Origin of the sequence: Leptolyngbya sp. NIES-2104 (genome assembly GCF_001485215.1) — a bacterium.
In the GTDB taxonomy this organism is placed as follows: Bacteria; Cyanobacteriota; Cyanobacteriia; order Leptolyngbyales; family Leptolyngbyaceae; genus Leptolyngbya.
This window is the reverse complement of the sequence record NZ_BBWW01000001.1, coordinates 2558266-2573461: the sequence shown is the minus strand read 5'-3', so window position 1 is coordinate 2573461 and position 15196 is coordinate 2558266. Positions and strand designations below refer to the sequence as shown.

Sequence of the window (15196 nt, the reverse complement as noted above, 5' to 3'; positions counted from 1 at the left end):
TTTTCTTTGGCACGTTTTTGCTAAGTAAAATTTCGGTGAATCAGATGATGTCTCTCGTTTGATCTGATACAACCTTGAGAGTTCTGGAGAAAAAAAAACGATGGGAATTAAGATTGCATTGGGAGCGTTGCTTGGGATTGCGGTGATTGCGCCAGTAGCAAGAGCGATCGACATAACAGAGTTTCCAGTTTCGAGAAGCAATATTTCGAGTGTTCGCGTAATTCTAGACGTGATTCAGCACCCATTTGCTGAAAGTCGCGAATCGAGCTTGATTGCCAAGGATATCGAATCGTATTGCAAGACAAGAGCCAAAGGAACGAGCGATGAGCAAATTGCTGAAAGACTCGCCAAAGAAACTAAAGGCTTCTCTCGGCAAAGTCGCGATCGTGTGTACGGTTATCAAGCAGCAATCACCGCTGTTGCTCGAAGTGTCTGCCCTCAATTCCGCTAACTCATCCCCAAACTTGATCGATATCCGGGTGAGGACTGAATCGATTCGACGTGACCCGATACCGCATTATCCGCATAGGATTCGGTTCGTCGGGTTACAACGCTTACAACATCTCGCAATTGGGACACAGTGACATATTCTTCACCCGCGATCGATTTAGTTTGAATGTTGACATTGAAACTGCGAGGGAATTGAGACGATCGCATTGGCATCATGCGCGATTGGAGGTTCGGCATCATGCCGCTTCCAATCATTCCCCCATTGGCGAATTTGGGGAGAATGCCGCGATTCAATGTGTTAATTGCCGTTTCTCCGAGCAAATCAACCCCTTTGTGAGTCAGTACGGCTTCACCTTTCTGAGCAAGGATTAACTGATCGTCTTTGCGCGATCGCACACCAGGAATGATGCCACCGTCCGCATATCGCTCAATCAAGCCACCGTCCGCAAACATTGGAGCGCCATTGAAGATTGAGCCGAATAGACTTGAGAACAGGGAATTTAACCCAACTGAGATAAACTTCTGCGCGAGATTTTTGAAGATATCCCCGATCGCATCTCCGAATGATTTCGCGCCCATCAGCACATCGGTAAATCCTTGTGTAAATCCACTCGTGAGATCATCTCGAATTTCGTTGGAGAAGTTTTTCACGTTCAGGGAAATCGATCTTAGCTTCGATTGCAGTTCTTCACCCGATAATCGCTCCATCTCATTAAGAACACTGGTGCTAAATCCAGAATTCGGGTTTTGTTCTGCCTCGATCCTGTAGCGCTGAATTTGCGCTAATTGCTGTTGATAATCGACTCTGACATCTGATCGAGCGATATTGGCTTCAATCTCAGCGCGATCGTATCTGCCAAATGCACCCGAATAAATTTGTAAATCTGCCGTTCGTGCGCTCAGTGCCCGATTGCGAACCTCTAAGAAAGCGCGATCGCGTCCGATACTAGACTGCAATTGATCGTTAAAAAATAAAGCTTCCTTGTACCGTTTGGCAGATTCGGTTGCAGTCTTGAATGTCTCACCCGACTGTTGAGCCGTTGCGATCAAGTTCTGAAGCTGTGTTTTTTGCTCAGGTGTCGTAAATGGTGCTTCGGATAATGCTTGAAGTCGCTCGATCGTGGTATTCGTCGATCGCCCGAATTCTTCTTGCCCAGCCGTCAGCTTTGCCAACTCCGTCCGGTGCTTTTCAAGTGGGGACGTAATCCCAAGCTGATCGCGATACTCTGCCACTCGCAAGGGTAGAGCGCCTACCTCCAATTGCGATCGCTTCAGTGAATCGGTAATTAACTTATTCCCTTGTAGCTGCAAAGTTCCGAGCGCTTCATCTCGAATCTGAGTCCGCATTTTTTGAGCTTGTTGGACAGTCCCGATCGCTCTCGTGAAGTCAACCGGAGACGAATCTAATCCGTCCAACAGCTTGCCGCTTCTAAATTCAGTCATTAAGCGATCGCGTTCTTCAACCGAGGCAAACTCAGGATCATTGAGCAACGCTTTGATTTCTGATTCAGATTTCCCACGCAGGCGATTTCTTCTAACCTTCAATTCCCGCGCAGACTGGTAAGTTTCGACTTGGCGGGATAATTGCCGCTGATCGTCCTCATCTCGCCTAAGAATCTGTACCCGTTGCGTCCTCAACTCATGAAGTGATTGAGCCGTTGTGTCTTCTGAGTCAATCAGAACCCGCGATCTGTTGAGTCTTTCGTCAGAAAGTGCCCTTTCTTGCTGGATGCGTCGATCTTCTTGTGTCCAGCGTTCTTGTCGCAGTTCTTGAACGATTTGGGCATCGCGATCGATCGCTCGATTGTCCGATCGAATTCTCTCTTGCAATGCCTGATATTCCTTGCCAAATCGTGAATTCAAAGCATTTTGAGCCTTATTCGGATCGCCATCCTGAAAGATATCGTCACCGTCTACAGCTTCGCCCGTGGGTGCAAAATCGCTGTTGGTACGAGTTGCGTTCAACGTCATCGGCTTACCGTTGCCGTCATACACCGTCATCGATGTACGAGGAGCGACTGTTTGAGCAGGCGATCGAACAGACGAACTACCCATTTGACGATAAATTTCCGCGCCGTATTGGAATCGTGATTTCTCCTCACCCGGTCCGTATCGCGTCATATTGCGGATCGCTTGTTCGACTTCTTGACGAGTCGCATTCGGATTTTTTAACGTGCGGATGGAATCGGGTCGATCTTGCATTCCTTCGATGACTGCGTACTTCACCTGTCCATCGAAATCATTGCGAGGCATATTTCGAGCGCGATGCCGCTTATCCCATTGCATTAAACCGATGTGTGTTCCGTTGTCAGCTTTAGGATTGAGTCCCGATTCTTGCATGAATGAACCTGTTAGCATTGCTGCGCCTAACGGAGACAACCCTTGCTGCATAAGAAGCTGAACCGATCGATTAATTCGATTCGGATCAAATCCTGCCACTGTCCCAACTAGATTTGGAGAAGATTGCGATCGCTGCTGAGTTGGCTGTGATTGAGCCTGTCTTTGAATCTGCCCATTCAACAGACTTGGATTGTTTGCGAGAATCCTTGCCAAGCGATCGCGCATCGCAATTGCGGCAGGCGTTGTTGAATTAGAATCCTTGCCAAAGAAATCAACTGATACATGAGCGCCCGTGGTTGATCCGGTTCGTCCTTGCGTTCCTAAAACAGTTCCAATGCCGATCGATTCACCTTCTTGCACTAAAACTTTATCAAGATGAGCGTACAGGACATCGACTGCTTGACCTGTGATTTTATCGATCGTTCTTACAATGACTTGGTTTCCATAACCTCTTCGCCCACCGGGATTGCTTTCTAAATTGGTTTCCCAATTTTGATTGCTGACAACTTTGATTACTCTTCCATCGGTGAGTGAGCCGAATTTCGCGCCTCTCTTACCATCACTCACCACATAATCAAGCCCTGGTTCCCCAGAAGCATCAACGGCAGATGTAACTTGCACTCCTTTGAAAGCGATCGTTTCTCCGGTTCCTGCATTGCCACCCGAATCCGCATTGTCTTGAGATCCGCCTAAGCCTAGTAGCTCTCTTAATTTGTTGCCGATCGCTCCAATTCGTTTCAGGAATCCATCTAAGACCCTGTTCAGAATAAATTGAGTTGTTGAACTGACTTGGTTCCAAATGTTGCTAAACCCCTGAGTGACCGGATTTAACTTTTCTGACATTGTTTTGACGATGCCGTTGATCGCACTGCCGATCCCTCGAAAGCTTCCCAAAATTGCATTGTTGATTCCTTGTGCCACTCTCAGTCCAGCACTCCAATCACCAGAAATCGTGGAAGAAATTAACTTTGCTGCGCGATTGATTTCATCTCCGATTCGAGACATTTGGCTAAACAGCGTAATTGCCGCTGATGCTGGAGAGAGAATCCCTAAGACTGTCGCACTGACCCGATCGAATGCTCTGGCTGATTCGTCTCCAGACTGAATCCAGTTGATAAATCGTGTACCTGTTTCCAATACTCCGATTTGAAATTGGTTTAACGCATCATAGGCAGGCTGCATCTTTTGTTGGAACGATTCGACCGCAATCCCCCACGAAAGAATTGCTTCTTTGCGCTGCAAGTCACGTTCTAAATCCCGCGCCATGTTTTGACCCATGAGGGTGAGTAGCTGCACGATGCGATTGATCACTTCGGGATTTTGAGCGAGATATCCTGTAAACTTTTCCGCCAAATCCGTCACGATCCTGAGTCCGCCCGTCGCGAGTTCTGTCATTCCAGATTTGAGCGTTTCGAGAAATTGGGGATTTAGCTCAAAGGTTGATTTGATGCGATCTGCGGATTCTGCCAACATTCCAAGAATTGCTGGATCGCGTCCGATTCCACTGACGGCATTTTGAAAGCCTTCTGCGATTTTGAGAATCGCTGGAGAGTAGGCACTGTAAATATTTTGTGCGGTTGCAATTCCAGCATCCTGAATATTAGAGAGAATCCCACCGAGGCTTTGCGACAGTCGATCGCTCAGTCCTGCAAACGCGCCGCCCTCTCCGGTTAGGTTTTTAAGTCCAGCATCGATCGCATCAATTCCGACTTTCCCCTCACGGGTGAGTTGAATAATTTCTTGCCGAGTTTTACCGGATACTTCAGCGATCGCTCCGATCATGTCAACGCCGCGTGTGGCGAATTCTTGAAGCGATCGTGCGTCCGCTTTTCCACGTGCCTGAATCTTCGCATAAGTGCGAGATAGGCTCTCAAAGTTTTCTGACCCACGATCGCCCGATGCACTGGCAATATCGGCAATTTGACGCGAGACTCCTAACGTTTTTTCTGGAGTCAATCCCGCCCCTGCGAGAAATCGACTGCTGTTAATTGCGTTTTCTTGAGAAAACGGAGTCCGAATCGCGAAATCTTGCACCTCTCTAATGAAGTCCTCACCCTTGCGATCGAACCGCTTGAACAGGGTATCGAAGGTGATGACGTTGGCTTCAAATCGTGCCCCAATGTCGAATACGGCTTTTCCAGCATCAAGTGTTAAATCTCGGATGCCACTACGGAGTGTATCCAATTGGGTGTTCGCTTCGGTGAAGACTTTCTGAATTTCGTTGATACCGACCCCGACCCCGACGATCGCCGCTGAAATTGCGACCCCGATCGCTCCCCCCGCCGCCGCTCCCATTCCCGTCATCTGAATCGCTGCCGATTTTGTGAAGGTTCCGACCTGCGAGGATGCGGTAGACGTGGCAACGTTTAAGACTTGGTTCAGTTTTGGAAGGTTGTTCGAGAATTGTCCGATCGCTTGCTGTGCTGGCTTTGTCTGAGCATTAACAGGAATATTCAGCGCGTTGTTTGAATTCGATCGAATAAAACTTTGCACCTGATTTGCAGCGGACGCAGGATTGACCCGTAGTTTTAATTCAACAGACTGATTTGAGAGCGATCGGATCTCGTTTCGGAGTTGTGCGGTGTCTGCTTTGAATTTCACCGCCACGTTGATCGCATTGCGCTCTGCCCGCTTGTTTAATGCGGCAAGATCGCGATCGAACTTCTGCCAGTTGAGAATTGCCTCGATCGAGACGGAAGCGATTTGAGAGTTTGACATTTTGACTACTAAGGAACACACGTACTGCTATCTTAGGCGTACTGGCTACTGAGTATCACTAAGCAAGCCGATCGCTCTCGTCATGAAAAGCGATCGGCTTTTTCTTTGTCGAAGTCACTTCGAGTTATGTCGCAATTGATAAGTTGAACCGATATTCTCGATCGCTCACCCGTTGGACTGAGCGCGATCGTCTTTAGTCCAGACTCACAAAGTACCTCAAATCGGTGGAATGCTTTCTGTACAACGATCGTAGCCGTCGAGAAGTCCAGAATTTTAGGACTGATGCGGTGAAGTTCTGCCGATATAGCAGTACATCAATCAAATTCTCAAATCTGAGATTCATATATAGCAATGTTTTTGAGCGTTAATTAGTCCACTCATCAAAACTCTGGACTAAAAATGGCGTAATTGGACTAAATACGGATTAACTTTCGACTCGTAGGATAAAGGTACTCGCAAGGAGGAGAGTATTTGTACTAATTAGCGACACTTATGATTTTTCTCGCTTTGAGTCGCAATCGAACAGATGAGACAGTCTTACATCTGCATGACGATCGCCTGTACTATATGTAAGTCATTTCGTAAAGACAAAAGTTATGTCTCAACCGATGCGGAATTTTCGGCTTGATGACGATCGCTGGAATTCGTTTCGTCAAGAATGCGATCGACGGGGAACCACTTCGAGCAGTGCGATCGTTCAGTTCGTTGAATGGTTTTCTATTGGGGGAGAAGTTCCCGCCGCTGAAAAGTCCAGTCCACTAAATGACAGAATCAGCGCGATCGAACATCAAATCGGTGAAATTCTCCAAACCCTCTCGAAAACGTCCTCTCAGAATCGTCTACAACGTGCCTCTAAAGAATCTTCGGTACGTTTGGACGTTCAAGACGGTGATAAGCCGTTGTGTCCTGTTTGTGAAAGCAGTGCCATTCGACGGGAAGGACGCGGAAAGCTTCGACGGGATGGAAGTCGATCGCAGAGATATTTCTGCCGGGATTGCTCGAAACTTTGGACGATCGGGTAATTCACGAGTTTTGCTCAATGTTGAGCAATATCGCCCTGCCTCGAATGCGTAGTATTCGACGATGATTGCAATGGCGCGATCGGGAATGCCGTTCTTGGAAAAATCAGCTAGATCAGCAGACGAAAACCCAACATCCATAAGCATTTGAGCCAGTTTCGAGGGATTCAGATCAGCACCTTGAAACACCCGAACCAGAACAGAATCGCTAATTCCAACCATTCGAGCGACACCACGAATACTCGATCGTCCGATTCCATCTGGATCGACCCTCAATTCATCAACGATCGATTCGCTTTGCTCGGTTTCAGTTTGCTCGATCGCTCTGTTCAACTTTGAAACCTGCCTGGATGACTTTAGCGATCGCTGTCGTTAAGTCCTGATATTTGATCTCAGAATCCAGACCGAGCAAGCGACATCTACGATCGATGCAATTTAAGACACCCGCCAAAAAAGCAGGGTTGCCGCATTTCGTTTCCTCGATCGTGGTTTGTTTTGTGAAGCCGTCCGCTTTCTCATTCTTCTTGACTTGCTTCGGGAGTTTTGATTTTTCCCACTGCTCCCAGAATTCGGCTTCAACTAAATCGATTTTTGCGAGTTCAACAGCGATCGCCTCGTCGAAGTCACGAATGGATGAATCCCGCCAGCGTTTACGAATCAGCTTCATATCCGCGCTGATCGTCTGTTGGCTCACCTTGAGAGATTCAGCGATCGTACTTTGCGTTTCACCCATGAGGTAACGCCGCGCTATCTCAGTTAAATCTTGTTCCCGTCGATCGCGATGCCGAACTGCCATGACCGCAACACATAACGCCTGTACAAGACTCATGATACAGGCGAACTATTTCAGTTAGTACGATCGCTCTTATGAACTGGATGCCGTCTGCTTGTGGGACGGTTTTTTTATTGCGGCTTCGGTAAGTGGGGTTTTGCACATTTGAGTGCAATTGAAGAGAGCGATCGAGTCATTTTTCGAGCTTCAGCGATCGAGCTTCAGCGATCGAGCTTTTTCATATCAGAACTGTGTGTGAGAACCGCTATAAAGAGATCCGAGCCTACTAATACAGGCTTTCTCACACACGAAATTTACGGTGCCGATCGCTCCTGTCTGAAAACTGGATGCGCGATCGATATCGCGTTTTGCTTATTCAGTTGTGCTTCGGTTCCTTGCTCACATCCTGCTCACGCTCTCTGTTTGAAGGGTTGGAACCAATGCCAGGAACGAGACTTGAACTCGTGACACGAGGATTTTCAGTCCTCTGCTCTACCAACTGAGCTATCCCGGCGCGTTTTTGGTGCTTAATCAAAGTAACAAAAGATGCGCCACTTTGCAAGTCAATTCTTCAAGAAACTTGTCGAGCCGATCGCCATTCATTAAAAGAAACGCTGCGATCGCACCAAATTCAGCCAGAATAGACAACAGATCACAAGTCGCCCTTGCAGCCGTTACCCTGATAGAGTACAGAGCCACTCTCATTGAAACTAGCTTATGACCCGCCGACGTTCTACCCCCTGGATTTATCGCAACTCTCGTCTGTTGATTGCCGCGATCGCCATTCTCGGCATTCTCAATACGGGCTACATTACCTTTAATAAATTGTCGAATACCGTCGTCGCCTGTCCCACAACCGGGTGCGAACGAGTGCTAGAGAGTCCCTATGCTGTTTTATTCGGCTTGCCCTTATCGCTGTATGGCTTATTGGCATATTTGGCAATGGCAGGGTTTGCACTGGCTCCACTCGCAGTCAATCCAGAAGAGAAAAAATCACTCCGGACGAATTTAGAAAATAATACTTGGTTGCTGTTGTTTGCAGGTGCAACGGCAATGCTGCTGTTTAGCGGCTATTTGATGTACATCATGTTCTCCAAATTCGTGTCGCAGTTTGGGGTGAACGGGATTTGCTATTTCTGTCTCGCTTCTGCGACGTTTGCGACTTTGATGTTTGTCTTGACGCTGATTGGGCGGGATTGGAACGATCGCGGACAGTTGGTATTTTTGGGATCGATCGTAGGAATTGTCACGCTAATTGGAACGCTTGCTTGGGGCGCTTCGGTAGGACAGGCTCCAGTGAATGCAACGACGATTTCAGATGCTCAGGGCAATCCGTATTTTCTAATTGAGAACACCTCTGGAGACGCAGAAACTCAGTTAGCGCGGCATTTGAAGCAGACGGGCGCGGGAATGTATGCCGCTTACTGGTGTCCACACTGCTGTGAACAAAAAGAATTGTTTGGGAAAGAAGCAGTCGCTGACATTCCGTATGTGGAATGTGCGGAAGGCGGAAAAGATGTTCAAACTGAAACCTGTCAGCGTGTGTTAGGTGAGGCAGAGAAGCAGTTAGGACAAAGAGCAGGATTCCCGACTTGGCAAATTAATGGACGATTCTTTAGTGGGCGACAAACGTTGCAGCAGTTAGCAGAAGCATCCGGTTATCAAGGACCGCAAAACTTTAAGAATCAATTTAAAACGTGTAGACAGCCTTAATTGCACGAACCGCTAATTGAGAGGGAGCCTTAATTCGGCTCCCTTTTTGTTTATTGATATGCCGCAGTCGCTAACATCGTCGCATAAGGTGTTTCATGCAGATGAGCTTTACCGACAGAGCCAAAGAGTTCTAATTTCTCGATAATCACGTCTTGCATTGCAGCGATCGCTTCTCCGGTGACTTCGAGTAAATCCTTGTTGTCCTGTCCGCAGATTTCATTTTTCAACGCCTGCATATAAGCCTGACGCACTTCAGTATTGACGTTGAATTTGCACACACCGAGTTGAATCGATCGAGCAATCATTTCTGGTGGCAATCCTGATGCACCATGCAGGACGAGCGGGATTTCGATCAGATTCCGAATGCGTTCTAATCGGGGAAAATCGAGACGCGGCGGATTTTTGTATTCTCCATGAACGTTTCCGATCGTCACTGCCAACGCATCCACATTCGTTGCTTGGACAAATTCCACCGCTTGCTGTGGATCAGTCATTTTGGCTTCTTTTTCCGCGATCGTTAATCCATCTTCTGTGCCGCTGATGCGTCCAATTTCGGCTTCGACGATCGCATGATACGAATGCGCCAATCGCGTCATGTCGCGGGTGAATTCGAGATTTTTCTCATACGGCATCGGTGAACCGTCCGCCATAATCGATCGCACGCCTTCTTGAAGAACGCGATCGATATCTTTGACCGAAGTGCTGTGATCCAAATGAACAGAAATCGGAACGGATGCTGCTTCTGCCGCTTCTAAACACAGTGCAACTAGCGGAGTATTGCCGTATTTTAGAGCGCTGGGATGAAGTTGTAGCATTGCGGGACTCTGACTGACTTCGGCTGCACTGACAACTGCTTTGACTCCTTCGAGGTTGTAGACATTGAACGCGCCGATCGCGTAAATATTTCGTCGTGCTGTTTCTAGAAGTTCGCTGGTTGAAGTCAGCATGAGCCGCAATTCCCTTAAAATAAGGCATTGTACGACAAGCTCCACTTGAATTCTGCCGTTTAACACAAAACGATATGCCGGAACTTCCAAACACTTTAGATGACGCGATCGCGCAAGCACAGAGCGCGACGCAAGCTGCACTTGCCGCAGGTTACACGCGATTACAGGTAGAACTCGTGTTTCCTGAACTGAAAGCGATGCCGATCGCCCAAAAATTCATTTCGACTTTTCACGATCGGGGTGCAGGCTTGAAACTGTTTTTTACTGATTCGGGAATTGCAGCCTTGGCGAAACGCGATTGGGGCGAGATTCCGCATCCGATTCGCAGCTTGGATGTGGCAGGATCGCGGCAAACGACTCCTGTTGAAGAGCAGGTTGATCCGGAAGACGAAATCTATGTGTTTGTGGCACCGAGTTCGGTTGAAGTGAGTCCGGTTGAGCAGATTTGTAGCGTTGTTGGAGAACGTCCGGTGATTTTGCTCAATCCAAGACTAGAAGATGTCGCAACGATTGGAATTGGCTACGCAGGACGGCAACTCCGGCAGCGATTTTTAGATACGATCGAGCCTTGTTATTATCTGCGTCCGCTCGATGATCAGTCGGCAGTTTTGCGCTGCTATCCGGCTCCGTGGCAGGTTTGGTATGCGCCGGACGGTGAGTATCAGTTGATTGCAGAAGAGCAAGAGCGCCCGGATTCTGAACGTTTAGACGAAATTTTTGCCGGAGTTTTAGGACAGAGCGCGAAGCCTGGACTATTTGCGGGGTTTCAGCAGTTTCTTAAAGCATTGGGAAGATGAAGAAAGCATTTGGCAAAAGTAATAATCCTGTAGATTCCCGTCACAGATGAGGATGGACGGGGCATAATTGTGGCATACGCTCAGACTCGTGTACGCGGGTTCTAGTGTTTAATTTCAAGTCTTAACCCGTTTCCGAAGGACGATCGCATGAGTCAACAACCCTCACGTCGAATTGTGATTGGTGATGTGCATGGTCACTATGAAGGGCTGATGACGTTGCTCAATACGATCGCTCCCGGTGCCGATGATCAGGTTTATTTTTTGGGCGATTTGATCGATCGCGGTCCGCAAAGCTGCCAAGTGATTGAATTTGTCAAAGACAGCCCTTACCAATCGCTATTAGGAAATCACGAACATTTGCTGCTTGAAGCTTTTCCGAATGGGCAGGTTTACGCACCCGCACTTCAGGCATGGTTACAGAGTGGCGGAAGGGCAACGGTTGCAAGTTATGTGGATGTGGAATTGCTCGTGAAGCACGTCGAGTGGATTCGCACCCTGCCGATTTATCTGGATTTAGGCGATGTCTGGTTAGTTCATGCAGGCGTGAATCCGGAGTTACCGATCGAGCAGCAAGGCTATGCTGAATTTTGCTGGATTCGCGATCAGTTCCACAGTTCGGCTCGTCCTTATTTTACGGATAAAACCATTATTACCGGGCACACGATTACGTTCACGTTTCAAGGAGTCGCACCGGGAGCGATCGCGCAAGGAAGAGGCTGGCTCGGTATCGATACTGGAGCGTACCATCCAAAAAGCGGTTGGCTGACTGCATTAGAAATCAATAGCCAGCAGGTTTATCAGGCAAATGTGTACACCAATCAAGTGCGGACTGTGCCCTTGAGTGAAGTGACAATGCCTGTGGAACCGCAACGACGTGGGAAACGGCAAGCCCTGAAGATGTGATTTCTGCAAAAAAATGGGGACGGTCGAGACGACCGTCCCACATTGGAGAAGATTGACCTGTTTAACGTAAGCGTGCCCGGTAGCTTGCAGAATCGGTTCCAGCCCGTCCAGAAGCGGGATTTTGGGAAATTAGCTGATTGAGACGAGTAATGCGATCGGACGTTGCTGGGTGATTTGCTAGGAATGTAGGCGGAGACGAAGAATTCAGCAGTTTCCGCATGAAGGCAACCGCTTCAGATTGAGCATACCCTGTACGTCCTAGCATCCGAACTCCGAGTTCATCCGCTTCGTACTCATCACGGCGGCTATTGGGTAAGCGAAGCGCAACTTGAACGCCAAGATTGACAGCAGTACTGCGATCGAGTCCTCCGGCTGCTAGAAGTCCTTGCTGAATCGCCGTTTGGCGCATTTGTTTCAAGGCATGTTTTCCAGCGATATGTCCAATCTCGTGACCAATCACACTCGCAACTTGTGCTTCATTGTCCGCAGCGGTGAGAAGACCGCGATGGACATAGACAAACCCGCCCATCGTCGCAAAAGCATTGATGCTATTTTGATCAACGACCTGGAACGTATATTGAATATTGGATCGCGTACTATTTGCCGCGAGTCTTTGACCGATCTCGTTTACATAAGCGGTTAAAGCGGGATCGCGAACAATTCGGACTTCTCGGCTGGTTAATTGCGTATTAATTTGGCGACCGAGATCAGTCTCCTGAGCATCATTGAGGCGAGAAAGCTGAATGCCTTGAACAATTTGAATTCCACCCCGGATCAAATCTCCCCAGGAGATTGCCTGAGCGACTAACGGTTGCCCAAACGCGATTCCGGCAACCATGACGATCGATAAAACGGGATACAACCAACGGCGGCGCAGTGTTTTTGTAATCATAGGACGAGTGAAAAATGCGTGAGGCGCTTTTGTGCAAGACGAAGCTTGGCTCGAATTAGTTGCGATCGCGCTTGGGGAAAATTGCTCGATCGCTTCGTTGAGTCGTGCTACTCTTGACAGGCGTTGATCAAGGATTGACGATTAATCCAGATCAACGCACAAGACATTTAGATCAAGCATAACTATGGCTATCGTGGATTCTCAAGGTCGGCTCTTTGGCAAGGTCAGCATTCTGGATGTGGGTGCAGCCTTGGTGATTTTGCTCGTGGTGTTTGGAATTTTTGTGTTTCCAGGGGCATCGGGTTCAGTCGCTCAAGGGACGCGGCAACCCGTCGAGGTTGATGTGGTCGTGCGAGGTCTCTTGACCACGAATCCTAAAGAGATTTTCCGAACTGGAGATACAACGAACATCTTGGTGCGGAAACAGCCTTCGGGAACGGCAAAGGTCACAGAAATTAAGTTTTTGCCGCGAACGGTTGCGACTCCTCAGCCGAATGGAACGCTGAAGGTGTTTCCTGATCCACGACCGGAACTAGCTTTGACGACAGATATGATGCTGACGCTGGCGAATGAGGTTCCGGTGGTGGAGGGGACACCTGTGTTAGGAGCGGAGAAGGTCAAAGTCGGAACCACGATCGAGCTAGATGGTCCGATGTATAACTTTGCTAGTAGCGTTGTGGCGATCCGGCTCAAGAAATCATAGGACTGTGATTCTCGCTTTAGGATTTTGGCAGTTTGCCTAAAATATTGAAGAAGCTTCAACATTTCTACTGAGTAGGAAAGCTGAAGCTTCGACATTCTCAGTTTTTCTAGCTTTGTTTCTGGTGTGTCAAAAACGGGAGATCGACAACTTCACCTAAATCGACGGTTAAGCCTGCTCCTCCTGCTTTGGTGCGAATGTAGGCAAGCCCGATTGAGTCTGAAACGCTAGTCATTACACCGACTTTTTCATCATCGAGTTTGACGATCGCTCCAGGTTCAACAGACTGATTAAGCTTAATTCCCCAGAGTTGCTGTTTTACGCCGTTGTAAGTATCGAGACGGGCGATCGTTTCTTGTCCGATGTAACAGCCTTTGTTGAATGAGATCGTGTGCCACAATCCCGCTTCTAATGGATTGTAGTCTTCGGTCAATTCAGATCCGGGCATCGGGCGACCTTGTTCGATTCGGAGGTTTTCCCAGGTTGAATGGTCGATTTCGGTTACGCCTGAATCGATCAGTTTTTGTTTCAGATCGATCGCTTTATCGCCGATCAAGGTATAGCCTTCGATCGCTAATTCATTTCCAACTGCAATCTGAATGCCTTTGACTTCGCAATGAGTTCCATAAGGTTGATTAATCAGATTTTCAGCACCAAGCGATTTTACAATTTCGTGACTTTTCGCACCGAGTAAGCTGAATGTTGCGGTTTGTTCGGTGATGTCTTCGAGCTTCACCTTGTCTGCAAAGAAGATATAGCGATCGAGAAAGCTAATGATCTTTCCATTCATTTCCGGTGAAACCAATAGCAAGACAGAATCATCGAGAATGTAAGCCGTGACTAGATCGATCGTTCTTGCGGTTGAAGTGAGCACAACCGTATCGCAACCCTCACCCGGTTTTCTGAGCTTGAAAGTATTCGTCGTTTGATTGTGTAGGAAATTGAGGCGATCGCTATCGGTAACTGAGATGCGTCCCCAGTGAGAGCGATCGTAAAATGCTACATCGAAATTAATCATAGGAGCTTGCAGCTAGAGTTTTTTCGAGTTCGAGCGGGCGAGTCACTTGGCGTAACAACAGCGTTTCTATCTGATTTTCTACCACGCGGGTCGCTTCAAACTCTAATTCGCCCCACTGTAAGCGATCGCCCGTTGACGGAACTCCTTTCAAATGATGAATCATAAAGCCCGCCGCAGTTCGGTACGCATCACTCGCAGGCAAGCTGAGATTTAATTGTTCGTTCAAGGTTGAAATATCAGCCGTTCCAGAAACTAACACTGAGTACTCATCTTTGCGAATGAATTCATCTTCTGAAATGCGATCGCGATCCGTAATCCATCCGGTCAATAGTCGCACGGTTGCATTCAAAATCACTAACGCTGGAAAGAATAAATAAGAACAAATCTGAAGCGGACGAATTAATAATAGTGCGGTTTTTTCTGGTTCATGAGCGGCTAGTACTTTCGGAACCAGTTCACCTAATACGATTTCAATATACGTGACAATAAGAAACGCGATCGCGGTTGCGATTGTATGCGTCGTAATCATTGCGGAAACGGGCGGAATCGGCAGCAATCGAATCCAAGGTTCAATCCAATGCACCGTTGCACCTTCACCGATCCATCCGAGTAGCAGACTTCCGGCAGTCGTTCCGGTTTGAGTAACCGAAAGATACTGCCCTAAATTGTTCTGTGCTTTTTGAACCAGTTGAGCCGCTTTCTGAGTTCCTGGATTGTTGCTTTGTCTTGCGAGTGAATCAATTTCGCCTTTGGATGCAGACACGATCGATAATTCCGCTGCGACAAAAAACGCGACAAAAACCACAAAAAGTAGCAGAATCGCTAATCTTACTAAAGTTTCAGCCGTTTCAATTTCAAAAGTCTCTAGCGTCGTCAAAATAAGTTCTCCAATGAATTTAAAACAGTAAGAATTCAGTTTTTGGGAAT

The 15196-nt window shown here is 47.8% G+C and carries 13 protein-coding genes and 1 tRNA gene; 7 read left to right on the top strand and 7 right to left on the bottom strand.

The genetic code is table 11. The features are described from left to right. The first annotated feature begins 100 nt into the window (after positions 1-100). Positions 101-451, top strand: coding sequence for a hypothetical protein (locus tag NIES2104_RS11900; protein WP_058998413.1), 351 nt, complete (start codon positions 101-103; stop codon positions 449-451). Here the strand turns inward: NIES2104_RS11900 and NIES2104_RS11895 are convergent. After that, positions 448-5508, bottom strand: a complete 5061-nt coding sequence (locus tag NIES2104_RS11895; protein WP_058998412.1) for a phage tail tip lysozyme — start codon at positions 5506-5508, stop codon at positions 448-450. The two genes, NIES2104_RS11900 and NIES2104_RS11895, sit on opposite strands and share 4 nt — an antisense overlap. A 596-nt stretch (positions 5509-6104) precedes the next feature. On the opposite strand from NIES2104_RS11895, the gene NIES2104_RS31720 reads away from it, so the two are divergent. Continuing rightward, positions 6105-6530 (top strand): hypothetical protein, encoded by a 426-nt coding sequence (locus tag NIES2104_RS31720; protein WP_156426929.1) that lies wholly within the window; start codon positions 6105-6107, stop codon positions 6528-6530. Between the two features lie 304 nt (positions 6531-6834). Here NIES2104_RS31720 and NIES2104_RS11885 read toward each other — a convergent pair whose 3' ends face one another. After that, positions 6835-7356, bottom strand: coding sequence for a hypothetical protein (locus NIES2104_RS11885; RefSeq protein ID WP_058998410.1), 522 nt, complete (start codon positions 7354-7356; stop codon positions 6835-6837). Between the two features lie 60 nt (positions 7357-7416). Here NIES2104_RS11885 and NIES2104_RS32365 point away from each other — a divergent pair, with 60 nt between their 5' ends. Further along, complete coding sequence (locus NIES2104_RS32365; protein WP_192843577.1) at positions 7417-7767, top strand: hypothetical protein; 351 nt, start codon at positions 7417-7419, stop codon at positions 7765-7767. Here NIES2104_RS32365 and NIES2104_RS11880 read toward each other — a convergent pair. Next, positions 7741-7813, bottom strand: a tRNA-Phe gene (locus NIES2104_RS11880). The two genes, NIES2104_RS32365 and NIES2104_RS11880, sit on opposite strands and share 27 nt — an antisense overlap. Positions 7814-8016: 203 nt before the next feature. On the opposite strand from NIES2104_RS11880, the gene NIES2104_RS11875 reads away from it, so the two are divergent. Further along, complete coding sequence (locus NIES2104_RS11875; protein WP_058998409.1) at positions 8017-9012, top strand: vitamin K epoxide reductase family protein; 996 nt, start codon at positions 8017-8019, stop codon at positions 9010-9012. A gap of 50 nt (positions 9013-9062) precedes the next feature. Here NIES2104_RS11875 and NIES2104_RS11870 read toward each other — a convergent pair whose 3' ends face one another. After that, the gene (locus NIES2104_RS11870; protein ID WP_058998408.1) at positions 9063-9959 is read right to left on the bottom strand and encodes a class II fructose-bisphosphate aldolase; all 897 of its coding nucleotides are present in this window, start codon (positions 9957-9959) and stop codon (positions 9063-9065) included. Positions 9960-10033: 74 nt separating this feature from the next. Here NIES2104_RS11870 and NIES2104_RS11865 point away from each other — a divergent pair, with 74 nt between their 5' ends. Both NIES2104_RS11865 and NIES2104_RS11860 read left to right on the top strand, forming a co-directional pair. Beyond that, positions 10034-10756, top strand: coding sequence for a DUF1995 family protein (locus NIES2104_RS11865; RefSeq protein WP_058998407.1), 723 nt, complete (start codon positions 10034-10036; stop codon positions 10754-10756). Between the two features lie 147 nt (positions 10757-10903). After that, the gene (locus tag NIES2104_RS11860; RefSeq protein ID WP_058998406.1) at positions 10904-11659 is read left to right on the top strand and encodes a metallophosphoesterase family protein; all 756 of its coding nucleotides are present in this window, start codon (positions 10904-10906) and stop codon (positions 11657-11659) included. 61 nt (positions 11660-11720) lie between these two features. Here the strand turns inward: NIES2104_RS11860 and NIES2104_RS11855 are convergent, their stop codons facing one another. Then, on the bottom strand, positions 11721-12551 hold the full coding sequence (locus NIES2104_RS11855; RefSeq protein ID WP_058998405.1) for a M48 family metallopeptidase: 831 nt from the start codon (positions 12549-12551) through the stop codon (positions 11721-11723). A gap of 184 nt (positions 12552-12735) precedes the next feature. On the opposite strand from NIES2104_RS11855, the gene NIES2104_RS11850 reads away from it, so the two are divergent. After that, on the top strand, positions 12736-13254 hold the full coding sequence (locus NIES2104_RS11850) for a DUF4330 domain-containing protein (RefSeq protein WP_058998404.1): 519 nt from the start codon (positions 12736-12738) through the stop codon (positions 13252-13254). Between the two features lie 106 nt (positions 13255-13360). Here NIES2104_RS11850 and NIES2104_RS11845 read toward each other — a convergent pair whose 3' ends face one another. Together NIES2104_RS11845 and NIES2104_RS11840 are read right to left on the bottom strand one after the other, a co-directional pair. Next, entirely contained in the window at positions 13361-14269 is a 909-nt protein-coding gene (locus NIES2104_RS11845) for a folate-binding protein YgfZ (RefSeq protein ID WP_058998403.1), read from the bottom strand. Continuing rightward, positions 14262-15146 carry a CNNM domain-containing protein gene (locus tag NIES2104_RS11840; RefSeq protein WP_082689973.1) on the bottom strand — a complete coding sequence of 295 codons (885 nt, stop codon included), beginning with the start codon at positions 15144-15146 and terminating at the stop codon, positions 14262-14264. The genes NIES2104_RS11845 and NIES2104_RS11840 overlap by 8 nt, the downstream gene beginning before the upstream one ends. Between the last annotated feature and the right edge of the window lie 50 nt (positions 15147-15196).